20 protein-coding genes are annotated in these 18,091 nt (G+C 52.4%); 8 read left to right on the plus strand and 12 right to left on the minus strand.

What is annotated here, in order from left to right; genetic code table 11:
* Window positions 1-46 precede the first annotated feature (46 nt).
* Entirely contained in the window at window positions 47-382 is a 336-nt protein-coding gene (locus tag EBA_RS23600; protein ID WP_192376992.1) for a YegP family protein, read from the minus strand.
* A 328-nt stretch (window positions 383-710) separates the two neighbouring features.
* On the opposite strand from EBA_RS23600, the gene EBA_RS23605 reads away from it, so the two are divergent.
* The 4 genes from EBA_RS23605 (at window position 711) to EBA_RS23620 (ending at window position 5,073) form a co-directional block, all read left to right on the plus strand.
* Complete coding sequence (locus EBA_RS23605; protein ID WP_192376993.1) at window positions 711-1,559, plus strand: aldo/keto reductase family protein; 849 nt, start codon at window positions 711-713, stop codon at window positions 1,557-1,559.
* 156 nt (window positions 1,560-1,715) lie between these two features.
* Window positions 1,716-3,746: a TonB-dependent receptor plug domain-containing protein gene (locus EBA_RS23610; protein WP_192376994.1), complete on the plus strand. Its 2,031-nt coding sequence runs from the start codon at window positions 1,716-1,718 to the stop codon at window positions 3,744-3,746.
* Window positions 3,747-3,763: 17 nt separating this feature from the next.
* Window positions 3,764-4,276: a YfiR family protein gene (locus EBA_RS23615; RefSeq protein ID WP_192376995.1), complete on the plus strand. Its 513-nt coding sequence runs from the start codon at window positions 3,764-3,766 to the stop codon at window positions 4,274-4,276.
* Entirely contained in the window at window positions 4,273-5,073 is an 801-nt protein-coding gene (locus EBA_RS23620) for a CHASE sensor domain-containing protein (protein WP_225616419.1), read from the plus strand. The genes EBA_RS23615 and EBA_RS23620 overlap by 4 nt, the downstream gene beginning before the upstream one ends.
* Window positions 5,074-5,243: 170 nt before the next feature.
* Here the strand turns inward: EBA_RS23620 and EBA_RS23625 are convergent, their stop codons facing one another.
* Complete coding sequence (locus tag EBA_RS23625) at window positions 5,244-6,674, minus strand: IS1182 family transposase (protein WP_192374158.1); 1,431 nt, start codon at window positions 6,672-6,674, stop codon at window positions 5,244-5,246.
* A 68-nt stretch (window positions 6,675-6,742) separates the two neighbouring features.
* Between EBA_RS23625 and EBA_RS23630 the strand changes: the two genes are divergently transcribed.
* Window positions 6,743-7,879 carry an ATP-binding protein gene (locus EBA_RS23630; RefSeq protein ID WP_225616420.1) on the plus strand — a complete coding sequence of 379 codons (1,137 nt, stop codon included), beginning with the start codon at window positions 6,743-6,745 and terminating at the stop codon, window positions 7,877-7,879.
* Between the two features lie 13 nt (window positions 7,880-7,892).
* Here EBA_RS23630 and EBA_RS23635 read toward each other — a convergent pair whose 3' ends face one another.
* From EBA_RS23635 to EBA_RS23665, 7 genes are all read right to left on the minus strand, one after another.
* Window positions 7,893-8,369 (minus strand): CreA family protein, encoded by a 477-nt coding sequence (locus EBA_RS23635; protein WP_192376996.1) that lies wholly within the window; start codon window positions 8,367-8,369, stop codon window positions 7,893-7,895.
* Window positions 8,370-8,409: 40 nt separating this feature from the next.
* On the minus strand, window positions 8,410-8,886 hold the full coding sequence (locus EBA_RS23640) for an MEKHLA domain-containing protein (RefSeq protein ID WP_192376997.1): 477 nt from the start codon (window positions 8,884-8,886) through the stop codon (window positions 8,410-8,412).
* A gap of 9 nt (window positions 8,887-8,895) precedes the next feature.
* Window positions 8,896-9,594, minus strand: coding sequence for an RES family NAD+ phosphorylase (locus tag EBA_RS23645; protein WP_192376998.1), 699 nt, complete (start codon window positions 9,592-9,594; stop codon window positions 8,896-8,898).
* A complete protein-coding gene (locus EBA_RS23650; protein WP_192376999.1) occupies window positions 9,594-9,998 on the minus strand; it encodes an MbcA/ParS/Xre antitoxin family protein in 405 nt (134 codons plus the stop codon). The genes EBA_RS23645 and EBA_RS23650 overlap by 1 nt, the downstream gene beginning before the upstream one ends.
* A 279-nt stretch (window positions 9,999-10,277) precedes the next feature.
* Window positions 10,278-10,694: a hypothetical protein gene (locus EBA_RS23655; RefSeq protein ID WP_192377000.1), complete on the minus strand. Its 417-nt coding sequence runs from the start codon at window positions 10,692-10,694 to the stop codon at window positions 10,278-10,280.
* A complete protein-coding gene (locus tag EBA_RS25005; RefSeq protein ID WP_407663607.1) occupies window positions 10,691-11,092 on the minus strand; it encodes a T6SS effector amidase Tae4 family protein in 402 nt (133 codons plus the stop codon). Before EBA_RS25005 ends, EBA_RS23655 begins: the two co-directional genes overlap by 4 nt.
* A 472-nt stretch (window positions 11,093-11,564) precedes the next feature.
* Window positions 11,565-12,035 carry a hypothetical protein gene (locus EBA_RS23665; RefSeq protein WP_192377002.1) on the minus strand — a complete coding sequence of 157 codons (471 nt, stop codon included), beginning with the start codon at window positions 12,033-12,035 and terminating at the stop codon, window positions 11,565-11,567.
* Between the two features lie 147 nt (window positions 12,036-12,182).
* Here EBA_RS23665 and EBA_RS23670 point away from each other — a divergent pair, with 147 nt between their 5' ends.
* Window positions 12,183-12,989, plus strand: coding sequence for a helix-turn-helix domain-containing protein (locus EBA_RS23670; protein WP_192377003.1), 807 nt, complete (start codon window positions 12,183-12,185; stop codon window positions 12,987-12,989).
* A gap of 1 nt (window position 12,990) precedes the next feature.
* On the opposite strand, the gene EBA_RS23675 is transcribed toward EBA_RS23670, so the two are convergent.
* On the minus strand, window positions 12,991-14,157 hold the full coding sequence (locus tag EBA_RS23675) for an aminotransferase-like domain-containing protein (protein ID WP_225616421.1): 1,167 nt from the start codon (window positions 14,155-14,157) through the stop codon (window positions 12,991-12,993).
* A 62-nt stretch (window positions 14,158-14,219) separates the two neighbouring features.
* Between EBA_RS23675 and EBA_RS23680 the strand changes: the two genes are divergently transcribed.
* Window positions 14,220-14,702, plus strand: coding sequence for a MarR family winged helix-turn-helix transcriptional regulator (locus tag EBA_RS23680; protein ID WP_192377004.1), 483 nt, complete (start codon window positions 14,220-14,222; stop codon window positions 14,700-14,702).
* Window positions 14,703-14,725: 23 nt separating this feature from the next.
* The gene (locus EBA_RS23685) at window positions 14,726-15,952 is read left to right on the plus strand and encodes an RNA polymerase sigma factor (RefSeq protein ID WP_192377005.1); all 1,227 of its coding nucleotides are present in this window, start codon (window positions 14,726-14,728) and stop codon (window positions 15,950-15,952) included.
* 443 nt (window positions 15,953-16,395) lie between these two features.
* On the opposite strand, the gene EBA_RS23690 is transcribed toward EBA_RS23685, so the two are convergent.
* A complete protein-coding gene (locus tag EBA_RS23690) occupies window positions 16,396-16,983 on the minus strand; it encodes a hypothetical protein (protein WP_192377006.1) in 588 nt (195 codons plus the stop codon).
* Between the two features lie 15 nt (window positions 16,984-16,998).
* Window positions 16,999-17,757, minus strand: coding sequence for a PEP-CTERM sorting domain-containing protein (locus EBA_RS23695; protein WP_192377007.1), 759 nt, complete (start codon window positions 17,755-17,757; stop codon window positions 16,999-17,001).
* Between the last annotated feature and the right edge of the window lie 334 nt (window positions 17,758-18,091).

Raw genomic sequence — 18,091 nt, forward strand, 5'->3', positions numbered from 1 at the left:
TCACCGCTATCTGAACAAAAAATTACGAATCGCCACTATCCTTGATTCACTCAGTCAGATCAACGATTTCGGCAACGCAGGCATTGTCTTTAACAATGTGCAGCGCATTGTCGAACACCATATTCGAGTTAAATAAAACGCTTTTGACGATGATGCTACCGGCCGCATCTTTAATGACAAAAAACGTATCGCCCTCAGGAATTCTGCTGGCAGCAATCTGGTTGGTCATCAAAGAGCCGGTTCGCACTTCTTTAATGGCCTGCATGGCTTCATCCTTGTTGCCGTAATCGCCGCTCATCAACAGGAGTTCGCCCTTACTGTTCAGGAAATTAAAAAAATATTGCTTTTCGTCGTTGGTTTTCAGTTCAAAAGTGGCTGGCATATTCTGTCCCGGACGTTATCAATGGAAAGGTTTATTGCCGATCACATTTCAGCCTTCTAATTCCTCACAAACGCCAGGAACAGAAGCCTAATTGAGGCCGGCAAACGCTATAAATCCAAAAGCAAGCCTTATGCCAATATAAAATCCTTAATAATCAGCCGTTAACCTATCTCCGCTTGTGTAATTGTCAGCTTTGCGACACAACATTGACAGCGATCCGATAGCCGTTGAGCTTCATCTTTATGACTGAGCAATCCGGATTTAGTCGCCCGCCTAATTGACGCTCAGGCCAGGATCGCCGAAGATCAAGACTTTTTCGGGAGCCGTTATGAGCACCACCGACTTTAGTCTCGCCACCGCCGGTGTACGCATGCCGGGCATTATTTACGGCACCGCTTGGAAACAGGAACGCACCGCCGCATTCGTGGAGCAGGCGATAAGCCTGGGATTTCGCGGCATCGACACGGCTTGCCAGCCCAAGCATTATCACGAGGCCGGCGTTGGCGAGGGTGTGTTGGCGGCTTGCCGAGCCTTGGGTTTGGAGCGAGCCGAGCTTTACTTGCAGACCAAATTTACGCCTTTGAACGGCCAGGACCCGCTACGCATTCCTTACGACGCTAAAGCCGGCTTGCCCGAACAAGTTGCACAGTCCTTCCAAACCTCGCTAAAAAATCTGCAAACCGATTATCTGGATGGGCTGGTGTTGCATTCGCCGCTGGCTGATCGCGAACAACTGCTGGAGGCTTGGCAAGCGCTGGAAGCCATCCAACAAAACGGCGGTGCCAAGCAGTTGGGCATCAGCAATTGCTACGACCCAGCCTTGTTCGAGTTTTTATACGACAACGCCACAGTTAAACCGGCCGTGTTGCAAAACCGGTTTTACGCGGACACCGGTTACGATAAACAGCTGCGGGCATTTTGCCGGCAGCAACAGATCGTCTATCAAAGCTTCTGGACGCTAACCGCCAACCCCAAAATACTGGCAGACACAGCGGTGAAAACCCTGGCGGAAAAATACCTACGTAATCCGGCGCAAATATTCTTCCGCTATTTAACCCAAATCGGCATCGTGCCCTTAACCGGCACCACCTCCGCCGAACATATCCGCGACGATTTGGCTATTTTCGAGTTTGCATTGAGTAGCGCGGAATGCGCGGCAATCGAAAGCTTGCTGTAGCATTGGTCCTTCGACAGCGCCAAAATCAATCGCTAAAGCCAGACTGGTAATTTGCAAGGCCGCTCTATTCATCCGCCACCTCATCGACTGATTTGCCCAGTTAACGGTTAAGGCTTTTATAATAGCGGCAACCTTGTCTTTCCAAGCCTAAATGTCATGCTAGCTAACCGTTATCTGCGTCAATTTGCCTACTTATGCAGCCCGTTCTGCCTAGTGCATATGAACGTACTCGCTCAAGGTAGTCCGGCCGACATCGAAGCAACCAACGAATTACTGCCGCTTAGTTGGGAGGAGCTAACCGAGCTGGAAGTGTCCAGCCTGGCGCGGCAGGAACAAACGGTCAAGGATAGCCCGGCCGCAGCGTTCGTGATTACCTCGGAAGACATTCGCCGTTCCGGCGCCACCAGTTTGCCGGAGGTGTTACGCATGGTGCCGGGCATGAATGTCGCGAAAATCAACGCTTGGAATTGGGCGGTGAGCGCGCGCGGTTTTAACGATTTATACGCCAACAAACTGCAAGTGATGATAGACGGCCGTAGTATCTACGACCCATTGATCAGCGGGGTGTATTGGGGCCAGCAAAATCCGTCGCTGCCCGACATCGAGCGCATCGAAGTGTTGCGTGGCCCCAGCGGCAGCCTGTGGGGGGCCAATGCCGTGAACGGCACCATCAACATTATTACCCGTTCGGCCCGCGACACCCAGGGCGGATTGCTCAATGCCGGCGGCGGCACCGAGGAACGCGGTTTCGGCGGGATTCGTTACGGTCAAAAGTTATCGGAATCGACATTCTTGCGCGGCACGATCAGCACGATGGTGCGCGACGCCAGTATCGATCTGGCCGGCCAGCAAGACACCCACGACACCGGCGATACCGAGACCGCTAATTTTCGCCTGGACAGCCAACTCAGCGCCCAGGATAAACTAATGGTGGAAGCCAACGTCTCCCGCTATCGGCTGGGCGGTTACTATATCGGCAAAACCTCGACGACCGCGCCCTTGTGGCAAAACGACGATTTCGGCAGGGACGGCGTGACCGGCAGTTTGCAGGGCAATTGGTCGCACCGCACCGACAGCGGCCACGATTGGCGTCTGAATATGGCGTTTACCCAAACCGAATGGCAATTGGCGATGAACCGGATGAGCCGCTCGCATTACGATCTGGACTTTCAACACACCCTGCCGGTCATCATCGACCACCACAAACTGATGTGGGGGTTGAATTATCAGAATATCGCCGATAGTTTCGATAACACGCTGACCCTGGGTTTCGAACCCGAGCAATTAACGCAGCACAATGTCGGGGTATTTTTACAGGATCAGATCGATTTAACAGACGATCTGAAACTGACCCTGGGCAACCGGGTGGAGCATTTTACTTTTACTGGTTGGGAAACCGAACCTAACGCCCGGCTGCTGTGGACGCCCAACAAGCAGCACAGCCTATGGGCGGCTGTCTCACGGGCCGTGGTGTTGCCGAATCGGGCTCAACACAGCATTCGTTTGTTCAAACAGATTCCGGACACCAGCACATTTTTCGAAGCCAAAGCTAATCCGGACATGCTCACCGAAAACCTGCTGGCCTACGAATTGGGTTGGCGCTGGCAAATCTCCAATAGTCTGGATTTCGATAGCGCCTTGTTTTACAACATTTATGATCGGATGCAGGGTACCAAGTTTACCGGTGTGACTTATAACGATCCGATTTTCGGCAATATCAGACAAGCTACGGTGGCCAATTATCGGCAAGTGGACAGTTACGGTCTGGAGCTGGCAGTCAATTTCCGGGTAAGTGCCGATTGGCGCCTGCAAGCCTCTTATAGCGCCAACCAGTTCTCGGTCAATTACGATAAAAATCAACCGTGGTTTCGCGATCCGCTCACCGAGGAACATTTCAATCCGCAGCATAACGTCTCCCTGCGCTCCTTGTTCAACTTGACCAACGAAATAGAACTGGACGCCTGGGCCCGGTATGTCGATGAAGTGTATATCGACAGACGCAGCATACCCGCCTATATCGCGCTGGACTTGCGGCTGGGCTGGCACCCACACAAAAATCTGGAGTTATCGCTGAGCGGGCAAAATCTGCTGGATAACCAGCATCCGGAATTCAGCGACGTTTTGTATATTCCGGTCGCCAGCCAGATTCAACGCGGCTATCTGGCGCAAATATCCTGGCACTTTTAAGACGGTTTATTGCGCCGATGCGTCTGCTTAAACTTTTGCTACTGAGTGTCAGCGTTTGCTTTGCCGGTTTAGCGCGCGCGGAGGAAAACCACGGCTTAAGCCGTGAGTTTCAATTGAAGACCGCCTATCTATTTCATTTCGCGGAACTGGCGCAGTGGCCTAGCACCGCGCCGGTCACGATTTGTTTGCAAGGCCATAGCGTGCTGCGCGCCTATCTGCCGGTTTTGGAAGGTCAGCAAATCAACGGCAATGCCGTACACGTCAATCTGGACGACGCGCCCGACATGACACAGTGCAGTATTTTGTTTTTAAGTGATTTGGCCGCGTTAACGCCGGTACTGACCGAACAAGCCAGACAACATCACGTACTATTGGTCGGCGACGTGGAAAACTTCGCTAACCACGGGGGTATGGTGCAATTTACGCTGCGCGACAACAGGCTAAAACTGGTGGTAAATTTAGCGGCGGTGAAATCAGCCGACCTGAAGCTGAGTTCGAAATTACTGCGGATGGCCGAAATAATAGAATGACAGCGTCAACAGATCCTCGCATTTCCATCAGCCGCAAGCTCAGTAAAATCCTGCGGCTGATGGTAATGTTAAGCCTGATGGTAGCGACGGTATCGCTGTCGATTCGCGAGTATTCGGCTTTGCAGCAGACCATTGGCCAAAAACTGACCTTGACCGCCAATATGATCGGCCAGAACAGCAGTTTTGCCTTGTTGTTCGACGACAATCAAACCGCTCAGGAAGTGCTGGATGCCCTGGCTCACGATCCGGACATCATCGCCGGGCAAATCCAAACTCCCAGCGGTGTCACGCTGGTGCGCTATGAAAAACCCGCCACCAACTGGCATACTTGGTGGCCGGACTGGCTATCCAAAACCCGGCAGATCACTCAACCCATTTTTCACAAAAACAAGCAAATCGTCGGCCATATCACGCTGATTGCCGATTTGAAACGGTCCTATCACTCCCTGTTGTTCAATACGCTGATTAACACCGGCATTATCTTGATAGCCCTGAGTGTGGTGGCGCTGTATGTGCAGCGTTTGCAACGTTCGTTTTTAGGGCCCTTGTTGAAATTGGCCAATACCGCGCGGCAAATCGAAAAAGACCACGATTACAGCCGGCGCTCGGATTATTCCGGTAACGACGAAATCAGCGATTTGGCCGAAGCCTTTAATAATATGCTGGCACAAATCCAGGCCCACGAGACTGATCTGGAAAGCCAGGTGCAAAGCCGTACCCAAGAGCTTGAGTTCGCCAAGCAGGACGCGGAATCGGCCAATCAGGCCAAGGGCCAGTTCCTGGCCCAGACTGTGTAAAAACGTTGAATAGATGAAATACCCAGCCCGTATCGACCAATTCTGTTGAAATCGCGCGGTCCTGAGCGGCTAACGTTTCTGAATGGCGTTAACTGGTTTATCGACTTGATTTGACCAAATTGATGCTGATAGCCATCGGTAATAGGCTAAAAAAGAGCAATAAATGGCCGTCAGGCCACCATTGCTTCCATCAATGCAGTGGTTCCCAGTAGATTCATCACCCTTTTAAGGTTGTAGGCCAGTACATGTAGGCTCATCTCGGTGCTGACGCGATCAAGTGTCTTGGTCAGAAAATGGGTTGCACCCATCCATGCCTTGAGGGTGCCGAAGGGATGCTCCACCGTCTGGCGCCGAATACGCATGCTGTCTGGTGCTTGGTCTAAACGCGTTTGCATGGCATCCAGAACATCTTCATGCTCCCAACGTGTAATCCGTCGCTGTTCGCCTGGGGTGCACTTGGCTTTGAGTTCACATTGTTGGCAGCATGAACTCCAATAACGGTGTACTTTCATTTCTCGCTCAACAGTACTGTATCGCCAGATGAGGCGTTGGCCGGCCGGACATCGGTACTCGTTGTTCTCGGCGTCGTAAATAAAATCTGCCTTATCAAATCTTCCAGCAGCTTTGGCTGAAGAGGTTTTGCATTTGGGGACGAGGGGTGTGATACCGGCTTCATGGCAGGCCAGAATTTCTTCACTCTTGAAATAGCCGCGATCAGCAATGGCCGTTAGGTCTTGGACACCCATGGCTGTGCGGGCTTGCTTAGCCATTGAGGTCAGCTGGTCTCGGTCAATGCCGACATTGGTCACCTCATGGGTAACAATCAGGTGATGCTGGGTATCGACGGCCGTCTGAACATTGTAGCCAACGATGCCGGTGCCACGCGTCTTCATGGAACGGGCATCCGGATCGGTCAGGGAAATCTGTTTGTCGGGTGTCTTATTGAGCTCGACTTCGATGTCCTTGAGCGCTTTCATCTGCGCTTTCAGGGCAGCAATCTTATCTTGCAGGCGTTCGGACTTGGCCTTGGCAATGGCTGGCTCTTGCCGGTCGGCAGTGTCGAGTGCTGTCAGATAGCGATTGATGCTTGACTCGATTTCTTCCATTCGCCTTTGCAACTTGGCGCTGGTGAAATTCCGATCCCGGTTATTGACCGCCTTGAATTTGCTACCATCGATGGCCACTAAAGCTTCCGAGAACAAACCCAGTTGCTGGCACAACACGATAAACTGACGGCAGACGCTTTGAATCGCTTTGCCGTTGTCTTTACGGAAATTGGCAATGGTCTTGAAGTCGGGCGTCAGTCGTCCAACCAGCCACATCAGTTCGACATTACGTTGTGTCTCTTTCTCAAGACGCCGACTGGATTGAATGCGATTGAGGTAACCGTAGATGTAAATCTTCAAGAGAATGGCGGGATGATAGGCCGGCCTACCGGTGATCGCCGGTTCAACGCCGTCAAATCCAAGCTTGCCCAGGTCCAGTTCGTCGACAAAAACATCAACGACGCGCACTGGATTGGTATCGGTGATGTAGTCGTCGATACTTTCCGGCAATAACGTTGTTTGTGTTCGGCATTCACCTTCAATGAAACGTTTCATCGGCTGACCTCATCAATAACCTGAGCCTATTATATCAAGTTAGGCGTTTTGACACAGTCTGGGCCAATATGAGCCATGAAATTCGCACGCCGATGAATGCGATTGTCGGCTTGGTGGAATTATGCCTAAACAGCGAACTCAGCTTTAAGCAACGCGAATATCTGAAACGGGTGGAGTCGTCCGCGCATTCTTTGATGACACTGATCGGCGACATTCTGGATTTCTCCAAAATGGAAGCCGGCAAGATGCAGATGGAAACCATCCCCTTCCTGCTGGAAGAAATGCTGGAACACGTGTTTTCCACCATGTTGCAACTGAGCGCGAACAAGGGTATTCAACTGATCAGGCCACCGGCCGGGCCGGACTATCATGCGGTGATTGGCGACCCGCAACGGCTGCGGCAGGTTTTAATCAATCTGATCGGTAACGCCATCAAGTTTACCGAGCATGGCGAGATAACTGTCAGCTTCAGCGAAATCAGCCGCGATGCGCGCTCGGTGCGCCTGCAATTCGCGATCAGCGATACCGGTATCGGCATCACCGCCAACCAGCAAACCAAACTGTTCCAGGCCTTCAGCCAGGGCGACAATAGTGTAACCCGCAATTACGGCGGCACCGGCCTGGGTTTGATAATCTCCAAACAATTGATAGAACAGATGGGCGGCAGCATAAGCGTTAGCAGCCGGCCAAACCTCGGCTCTACTTTCACCTTTAACGTGCTGCTGGGCGTCACGGATCTGAACACTATCCGCAATTTTCAGATTCGCCGCCACCGCGCCAGCATAGACATCGGTAAATTGGCGCGACTACAGGGTGGACGAGTATTGCTGGTGGAAGACAACGAAATCAATCGTATCGTCGCCATCGAGTTACTGGAGCAAGCCCAATTACAGGTGGATATTGCCGAAAACGGCGAACTGGCCTTGGACAAGCTTCGGCATAACGAGTACGACTGTGTGTTGATGGATGTGCAAATGCCGGTGATGGACGGCTATCAAGCTACCCGGCTGTTACGGCAAATCCCGGCTTGCCGCGACCTACCGGTCATTGCGATGACCGCCAACGTCATGCACGGCGATCATCAACACTGCCTGGCTGCCGGGATGAATGATTTCATCAGTAAACCGATTCTGCCGGCCACGCTTTACGAGGCCTTATTGAAATGGACGAAACCCGTCGCCGACCAACCTTTGGACCTGGGATAGGGTTCACAACGCCCTATCTACCCCAAGGCATCACCGGCACAGTCGACACGCTGTTGGCCGGCGCGCCTTCGATCACTCTGCGGCTAATCGCCAAATAAACCAGGGTGTTGTGCTTGGCATCCCATAAACGGGTAATGTTGGTAGACTTGAAAAACAGCGAGGTGCTCTCAGAAAACACGGTTTCTTCCGTGCTCAGTTTGGCCGGCAATGTGATCGGGCCGATTTGCCGGCAAGCCAGCGAAAATTCCGACGGATCTTCCGACAGACCCAAGCCGCCGGAAATACCCCCCGATCTGGCCTGGCTGATATGACAAATCACGTTAGGGATTTTCGGATCTTCAAACGCATCGACGCAGACCTTGTGATTGGCGCCGATCAGTTTCCAGGCCGTGGTCACGCAACCCACTTCATCGGCCTGCGCCGAGCTGGCCAGCATTAGCAACAAACCGCAGCATAAACGGCCGCCACGTTTTAAGGATGTTTTCAGCATAAATTTCTCGCAGGCAATGAGTGAATGGAAACGGTTAGACTCAGGGTAACAAGCGCCAGTCGCTAAAACAAGCCGCCTGACCGACATAGCCTTGCGCGCTATCGTAGACATTCCACACCACCGCGCGCTCGATCAAAAATCGCTGGCCGGATTTGGCGATCCGCACCCCGCTGTAATTGTCGATATAACCCTGGCTGGTCACTTGATTTAATAGTCGCTCGCGCTCTTCACGATTGACCGGTTCTGCCGAAAAGCGCGACGGCATGCCGATAAATTCCGGCCAGCTTAGTTCGAATAAAACCTGCGCAGTGCGGTTGGCGTAATTGAATACAGGATCGGCGGCGGTGTCGTGAGATAGCAAGGCGAAATCGCCTTCATACACTTGCCGGCCCAACGCCATGCTTGTGGACTTTTCCAACAGCGGCTTGCCCAGTAAGCGCTGATAGCTGTGCAACAGCAATTGGATATGAGTTTCGTAGAAATCGTTTTCTTGGCTGGGTACTAGCAAATCGAGCATGGCTATCCGTTACACACCGGGCTGGTAAAGTTCTTTTTTATAAACCGCGCTAATTTGCCGGCCGTCCCACACATAACAATAATGCGCGCCTTGTTTGACCGGCGACAGCAAACGCGGTTTAAACACCGCCACACATTCGCCGCCGGCGGCGCGCACGCTGGAATAAACGATACCGTCCGCGCCGTCCGCTCGCAACTGCCGGGCCAAAGCCTGCGCGGCAGCGTAATTGCCGGTGTCGGCGTCGTAAATTTCCGGTAATTCGGTTTGCCGGCCGCGAATGTCGTGCAGATCGGCATTTAAATCCGAGGCATAGCTGCGCATGTCGATGTCAATCGGCGCCTGTTGCGTCGCGGCCATAAACCGATTGCGATGAAAACGGGTCTCGGCAATCGCGGTATCGATGTCCTTAGCAGCGTAATACACACCGTAACTGCCGTCGCAAAACCGGCTGCCTTCCGGATTGAGATGAGTGAAGGCCGCCATAATAGGCGTTGTCCCCGGCCCGGCAATCCGGTCCGCCGCCGCGACCAAGCTAATTTCGCCGGCTTCGTCGCGCAGCCTGTCGTTAGTCAACGCTTCGATAGCGAACACCACTTCCAGATCGGCCGGGTCGGCCACTCTGTCGAATAAACCCGTCGGCGGAAACCGGCTGGGCACCAAGCGCCAGCAGGGTCGCCAATCTATCCGACTGATTTTCGCTACCGCCATTAGGCCCAACCGCACTGCGCATCCAGATATTGGCGCACCACATACAAATCCGCCACCCGCCCGGACAGCATGCGTTGTAACGCGGATTGCCCGGAAAACAGCGCGGCCTGATTGGCTTGATGCAGCCAGCTATCCGCCGCTTCCGGCTTGGGCAGTAAAATCTGCAAGGCTTTATAAATCCCAAAGATATAAGACAGCCTTTCCAGTTTATCGGCGTTGAGACTGGCGCTTTCCGGGTTCTTCTTCCATTTAAAATAAGTGCTGCGCGAATCCAGCCCCAGTAAAACCATGGCCTGTTCGACATTCAAACGCCAGGCATCGGCGATATTAAAAAAGGTCCGTAATGCCGCGCCAGCCACCAGCGCGCTGTCGGCCGGTAATGGCGCTTGAGCGGTAGACAACATAAGCCCTCCAAACAACTTATCTAAACTTTAGTTTAAAATAAGTCTATTTATGGACTTTGTCAAAGGGGTTTGGGGTTTTATTCTTGGAAAAGATGTTTTGTGTCGGGCGGATTTGTGTTTGGTCAAAACAGCCCGGGTAGCTCGAGTAGCTCCGATTAGCGAAGCGTAATCGGAGGAACGACGTTAAACGTGCGTCCGGTTACGCTAAAGCTAACGTAAAGCTACGGGACACGCAGTGAAGCGGAGCATCCCTTTGATGCGCCATGTTATGTATCAGGTTCACTTAGGAAGCACCCGGCAGGCGATTGCTGCGCCGAGAACGGACAACAGAACCCACAGACCATAAAACACTGCTACAGCGCTAGTTCCGGAATCCTCTCCGATTAACTGCTCAATTTGAGATCGAAGCACGAGAGTCCCTAGCCATACAGCGAGCGTTCCAGCGAGGGCGCCGAGCCACATCAGGGCAAAACGGTATTTATTCCTAGAACTCACATAGCCGATCCACGCCCCAAGAATGAGGAACGCGGGACATACTCCAAACAAGAAGTAGGCAGCGCGTCTCGAAAAATCATCTTCGCCCCCTGGCGACGGAAATCGAACTCCAATGCCCAGCACGTTTGAGAGCCACACGAGCATTCCACAAATGCCAAGCCCCAGCAGGGCAGAACCGACAATAGTTGCTACTTTGTTCATGAAATTGGCCAAATAAGAACTTTCGAAGCACCTCGGAAATCTGACCACACCCCATCCCACGCTACTCCAAGATGAACGCGAAACCAGCTTGAATATGCAGTCATTCGCGATCCGTTCCATAGATCGATGTGGTCGCCCGTTCGCGCTGAACCAGTTTCGCCTTCGCGCTGCCAATAGTTGGCAAGAAAGATGATGCCGGTACGACCGCTAACCTTTTCAAACGCATCTTTAGCTGTGTGCGTCTCTGGGTCAGGACAACCCTGAAATCGATTGGGGCCAAGCCAATTCGCCAACTCTTGTGCACCGGCAACCATCCCGCCATTCTTGGCACCATAAGGACATCTTTTTCCGCTAAACGACGCAAACGAGATCAAGTGCGTACCCCACTCGCATCGCACACTGATTTGAATATCCTTTCGGTGGCTTACGTGTTTTCGGATCGAGGCAAGGATGCTCGTCCGGATAGTTCTGCCATATGGTCTCAAATTTCACGTTTGCCACGTTTAGCCCTCTCTCGATTTGGTTGAACTACAGGATGTTAATGACGCAAACGTAATGTATGAGACATCATTTGCCTTATAATCCCAGCCATCTGTCGTACAACACCTTATTCCTGAGTTTAAATAGTTGATAAAACTGCGCTTTATTTAACAAAGAAACCAGCCCTGCCCGAGAAATACGACAAACGGCCAAGGCTTTATGAGCCACCTTTATTCAAGCCTCAGACTATCGCTTTCGCGGAAATAAACATTTTATTTCCGTATTTTTTGCAAAGATAACCCAAGACCCAAACTAATCAAAGAACATTCCAACGCTCAACCTCTGTCAGTCGGTTTGCCTAACCGCCCAAGCGCCTCCAAACGATTCGGACTAATCCTGTTCCGATCTCGACTTCCAAGCCGCTCGGGCCACCAGAATCGCCGCCGTTAGAAAACCGACCGTGGTCAGGGTAAAACTGACGCCGGCCTGAATCGGGAAGTACGGTTCGACCGGTAAAGCGGAGGCCACCGGCTTGGCCGACAATCCCCTTAGTAAAAACGACAGCGGGTTGAAAAACGCCCCGAAGCAACAGGCACCCACCACCCAGATCGGCGGCGTGACCGCATACTGTCGAAACAGCAAAAAGAAAATGAACAGAAACTGGGCCATCATCAGGTAATCGATATGGGCGCGGATTATGTCCGCCCGTTCGACCAAATGGCCGGCCAACGCGCCGTCGGGAAAAAACAGCGTAACGCCCAATACCCAGGCAATACTCAAGGCTATCGCCAGGCAGAATATGGCAAACGCCAGTAGGAATACGTTGGCCATCGGTTCGGGTGGAAATGTTTGCTTACTCATGTTTATCCTCAAAGTAATGGGGAGCTTAGCCCCGCTGATTGAATGCCCTGTAAGGCAAACGCCCCAAGCCCGTTGCCAAGCACCGGTGCATTGACTAGACTGCTTGGCAAATTGCCGGCGAGCCGGACGCGACAGGGAGCTTAAACGATGACCAATACGTCACGCTTGTATGAACGTGCTACCGCCACGGCCTCCCCGTTCGATGCGCTGTGGGACATCAGCGGCGGCCGCACCTTTTTTTGCGGTCCGCTGCATTACAACGCCAACCACCAACACGGCGCCCCGGTGTTTCTGGCCGGTCTGTATGGGAAATTTCGTTTGAAGATAGCGGGTAGCGATTGGCTGTCTTGCCGCACGGCGGTGATTCCGGCAGGCGTTTGGCACGAATTAGATGTGGGCGGCGATCCGCTGGCGGTGTTTTACATTGAACCGACCATCGCCGGCACCGAGGCGCTGTTACCTTTGATCCGTAATACCCGCTCGGTGAACGGTGCCTTGGTCGGCAATGGCGGGGAAATCGCCTTCATGCGCGAGCTGTACGAAGACCGCTATCAACCGAATTGGAGTGCGCAGCCCTTAGCCGATCTGCTGGATTTTTCGAAACGCCGGTCGCAAGCCGACAGACTAGACCCGCGCATCAGCCAAATCGTTGAGTTTTTGTTCGCGCAGGGCGACGACCTGACGTCGGTGATTACGCTGGCCGCCAATGTGGGGTTGTCCGCGTCCCGGCTACAGCATCTATTCAGTCAACAGATCGGTGTGCCGTTTCGCCGTTATCGCAGCTGGAACCGGATGCGGCAGGCGATACAAGAAGTCATCAAGGGCCACAACTTCACGACTGCCGCGCACGCCACCGGGTTTTCCGATTCCGCCCATTTCAGCCACGAATTCCGCAAGACTTTCGGTGCCGCGCCGACGGTGGGTTTGCATAATCTGGCGCGGCTGCAACCTTAGCTTAAATAAACTCTCGCACCAAATCAGCCAAAATCCGCAAGCCTGATTCGGCATCTTCGCTATTGGCGTGGCTGAAATTCAAACGCAGCTGGCCGCAAGCGTCTACCGCCATCGGCAGGAAAGGTTCGCCGGGCATAAAAGCCACGCCGGCTTCGATAGCTTTGGGCAGCAGCTGGCGGGTATCGATGCGGCGATTCAGCGTCAGCCAGAAAAATAAGCCGCCGGGCGGAGTTTGCCAAACCGCCAAATCCGCAAAATGCAGGCGCAGCGCGGCTTCGAAAGCGTCTCGGCGCTGGCGGTAATGCCCGGCCAGCGCCACTAATTGCTGGTTACGCTCAGGATTGTTTAGTTGTTGTAGCACTAACCATTGGCTGATGCGGTTACTGTGTAAATCAGCAGCCTGCTTTAGCCGAGTCAAAAAAGGCATGAGTTCCGGCGACGCCACCAGGTAACCCAAGCGCAAGCCCGGCGCCAGACTTTTCGAAAACGAGCCTTGATAAATCCAGGGTGCTTGCTGCAAACCGGCGCACACCGGTGTGCGTTCGCAGTCGTCATACACTAAATCGCGGTAAGGGTCGTCTTCGAACAAGGGAATATCGGCTGCATCGCAGGCGACGGCCAATGCGGCGCGTTCCCCGGCATCCAGGCAGCGGCCGCTGGGATTCTGGAACGTGGGGATCGCATAGGCAAACGCCGGCTTTTCCCGTTGCAACATATCCAGGTCCGGCGCCCCGGCATCGTAAGCCACAAAACGGGCACCGAAAAAGCGGAACACCTGCAGGGCCGCCAAATAGGTAGGCGCTTCCACGGCCACCGGCGTGCCAGGATCGATGAACAGTTTGGCGACCAGATCGATGCCTTGCTGCGAACCGGACAGGATCAACACCTGTTCGGCCGAACATTTAACGCCCAGGCTTTGCATATCTGCGGCAATCCGCTCGCGCAGCGCCGCTTCGCCTTCGCTGGCACCGTATTGCAGCATGTGCTGCGGCATGGCCTCCAGGTTGAATTGCGGAAAACTGTCCAGCGACGGTAATCCGCCGGCAAAGGAAATCATACCGGGTCGGTCGACGACGGCCAGAATTTCACGGATCGGCGAGGGATGAAGATCTTGGGTACGAGCGGAAAAGCGGATAGGGTGCGGCGAGAATGGGTTCATGGCGGACATTGATAAACGTCAATAAAGTTGACCTATAGCCATGCTAACGGCTGCCTGCCTATAATGTCAATATGGTTGACCAAATAGCCGCTATCGATAACCCCCAGCTTGATGAAACGCTGACGCCGGACAAACGCGAAGCTGCGTTGCGTCTGGCTATTGAACAGTTTTACTTCGGCTATCGCGCCTTTACCGTACAGCCGGACCGCATCCTGGCCGAGCGCGGACTGGGGCGGGTGCATCACCGGATATTGTATTTCGTCGGCCGCAGTCCGGGGATTTCCGTGAGCGCGCTGCTGGGCATGCTCAGCGTCAGCAAACAGGCCTTGAACGCGCCGTTGCGGCAGTTAATGGAAATGCAGCTGGTCATGATAGACACAGCCATGCACGATAAACGGGTGCGCGAACTTAGCTTAACGCCGGACGGAGCGGCGTTGGAAGCGCAACTGACCGGCACCCAAATGCAACAGTTGCAAACGGTATTCGCGCAAGTCGGCGCCAGCGCCGAAACCGGCTGGCATGAAGTGATGTGTAGCTTGAGCAGACAAGGCTGAAAGCCGACGGAGCCGAAACGACATTGCGCGAAAAAATCGACGCCATCTACCAAAGCGAATCCCGTCATGTGCTGGCCACCTTGATTCGGCTGCTCGGCGATTTCGATGTGGCCGAGGAAGCGCTGCACGACGCGTTTCGGGCGGCTTTAGAGCAATGGCCGCGCGACGGCTTGCCGGCCAATCCGCGCAGTTGGCTGGTGTCGGCCGGCCGCTTCAAGGCTATCGACGGCCTGCGCCGGCAAGCCCGTTTCGATGTGTTGGAAGATGCCGATGCCTTGGCCGATCCGGCCAGCGAAGTTGACGACACGGAAGCAGAAGCCCTGGAAGACGACCGGCTGCGGCTGATCTTTACTTGTTGCCATCCCGCGCTATCTCCGGATGCCCAAGTGGCATTGACGCTACGCCAGGTCTGCGGCCTGGCGACCGAGGAAATCGCTCGCGCCTTCCTGACGCCAACACCAACGCTGGCCCAACGTATCGTCCGCGCCAAAACCAAGATCCGCGATGCCAAAATTCCCTATCAAGTACCGGTGCCGGCCGAACTGCCGCAACGCCTGGATTCTGTGTTGCGGGTAGTTTACCTGGTGTTCAATGAAGGTTACTCCGCCTCATCCGGCGCTGCGTTAACCCGGCACGATTTGTCGGAAGAAGCGATACGCTTGGGGCGTTTGTTGGTCGAGTTGCTGCCGGAACCGGAAGCGCAAGGCTTATTAGCGTTGATGCTGCTGCACGAATCGCGTCGCGCCGCCAGAGCCACAGCCGACGGCGAACTGATCTTGTTGGACGACCAAGACCGCAGCTTGTGGGACAGGGAACGCATCGCCGAAGGCTCCGCGCTAGTGCAGCAGGCTTTAGGGTCACAGCACTTTGGCCCTTATACCGTGCAAGCCGCCATCGCCGCCGTGCACGCCAACGCCAGCCATGCCGCCGCCACGGACTGGCCGCAAATCGTCGCACTCTATGAAGTCTTGATGCGCATCGATGCCTCGCCGGTGATCGAATTAAATCGGGCTGTCGCAGTAGCAATGCGGGATGGACCGGCAGCCGGGCTGGAGTTGATCGATGCGATTTTACAGAACGGCGACCTTACCGATTATCATCTGGTGCACGCGGCACGGGCAGACTTGTACCGACGCTTGGGCAGAACCGACGAAGCTATCGCAGCTTACGAACAAGCCCTGGCTTTGGCGCGGCAGGAACCTGAGCGGCGCTTTTTGGCGCGTAGATTGCGGGAAATTCGCATCCAGTGACAGAATTAGTGAAAAATGGACGATTGATTTTAAAGTGATATTTCATTGTTTTAGTCGCTCGCCATACCCGCTTTCTGACACAACAAATGAAAAGTTTCACGCCGCGCCATTCTGATAGAGCAAGTTCGGCCAGAAGCAGACAGATGGTTTTTCTGACGAAGGTCTGCTGATTGATCTACAGCCGCCAGCCGTAATCCCAAAAATGTACGACCGCCTATAGGTTGTGCCGAGCCACGCGAGACGTAACGATCGCAAGCGGTGCGCCTGACGGCAGCGTCTGCGCACCTTATGGTTTTGCTTGTTGTTTGCCGCATTCTTGTGGGCTAAGTCGGGTAAAATATGGAAATTAGGTTGCTGTGTGATGCGCAAGGCTAAAGGCGAATCCATATCCCTTAGCCTTGAATGACCTCTTTATTAGTATCAAATAACTACGAGGCGATTTATTAGGGAATTGTTATAGGGTTGAAGTCACAGTCTGGCAATGTTTTCCCTACCGCCATTATTTGAGCATAGCATTGTTGAATCTCGGTTTGGTCCAAAATGCTAGGGTGCGCATTATCGCCCTGATTAATTTTTATACCATTTACATAAGTAATTCCGTTTACAGTTTTCGTACATTCCGCCACTCCACCCTCTAAGGCGGAGACACCAACAGAAACTCCAGTATGAATGTTAGGTTGCCCCATAGGAACCGGATATACAATACTGGCAGATATAGATTTAAGATGCTCACCGGAGCTAATTTTGGATGAATAATTTTTGGTGCATTGAAAGGGAGAGGGGGTAGTGGTTGAACCATTTTCTGTCATCACACTGGGGAACCACTCAGCTTTTGTGAGCAGGTCAGACAGTTCTTGTGGAGTCCAACAGCTGCAGGCGTTGTCCGCTTGTGTGATTTGAGCCTGTAATGCGTTGATCTGCGATTGCAGACCAGCGAGTGAAGGACGCGTCTCCGCATGCGATGAGACGGGAAGGCCAATCCCTGACACGATCAGAATAAATATTTTCAATCTAATTGGTTTTAAATTCATGGCATTTCTCCTAAGTTATTTAAAATAAACTTGAGATATTTTTCTCTCGTTTTCGAAAGGAATTTCACTAGTTGTGATTCTTCTGTTAAATGCAAAAAATAGTATGCCTAACCCTAACAATACAATGCTGATAGAGGATGGTTCAGGAATGGTCCCAAGAACAATATCGTCCACGTTATATAAAAATGCTCCATTACTGGCAGTCATTACCCGTTGATACAGAAACTCAGCGGTATCTATAATCCCTATGAAGTAAACATTCGATCCATCATTTAGGGTCTGGTTTATGCTGAGATTAACGTAATAATCTATAAGATTGTGCTGAAAAAAAATGTCCCCATCCTGCAAAGCATCTGCTGAAATAATGTACATGCCGAGCGCTTCTCTTGGTTTATCGGAAAATAATGTTAAATTGTCCCCATCCATGAAAATATGGGCATCCGTCGTACCCAAGAAATTTGGATTGGAGGTCGTGGTGTAGGCATTACTGACCTCCATTAACGTAGGAACAGGGGCGCCAGATGCATCGACACGATCAGCCAATTGAGAGCTAATAGATAAACCACTGAACAGTTGATCTCCGCTATTGATCACTTGACCATTGCTGAAAGAGTCGAAATTAGTGCCTCCAACCTTAAGACCAAGAGCGGATATTGCGCTATCGAAGGCAGCTTTGCTGCCATAAGTTACTGGCGCTGCCTCTACACAATCTATCTGAATAAGGCTGAAAATAAGGGGAAGTAGTGCAACGATTTTTTTATACTGAATATGCATTTTTTCTCCTAGATATTTGATAATGGCAGGTCGCAATTTATCGGGAATTTATATTTATTATGATATTTAAATAGTAATTACCAGTCTAATTGCGAATTTTAAATAAAAAATGCGATGACAACGATTTAAAAATAAGCTTCAATTTTAATAAAATTGTATACCCCCTAACTGCAAAATAGGTTTATATTCGCTTGACTTTCTACGCCTAAAATAAAAACTTATCAACTGAGTATTTTAGTCAACTTCTAGGTCGTCTTGTAAAATCGAATGGTTTTAGAATTGGTTGTTTGGAATAGGCTTAGTTTGTTCCAGCCTAGTTCACAGGGCACAAGAC

This window comes from Methylomonas albis (assembly GCF_014850955.1).
Classification (GTDB): Bacteria; Pseudomonadota; Gammaproteobacteria; order Methylococcales; family Methylomonadaceae; genus Methylomonas; species Methylomonas albis.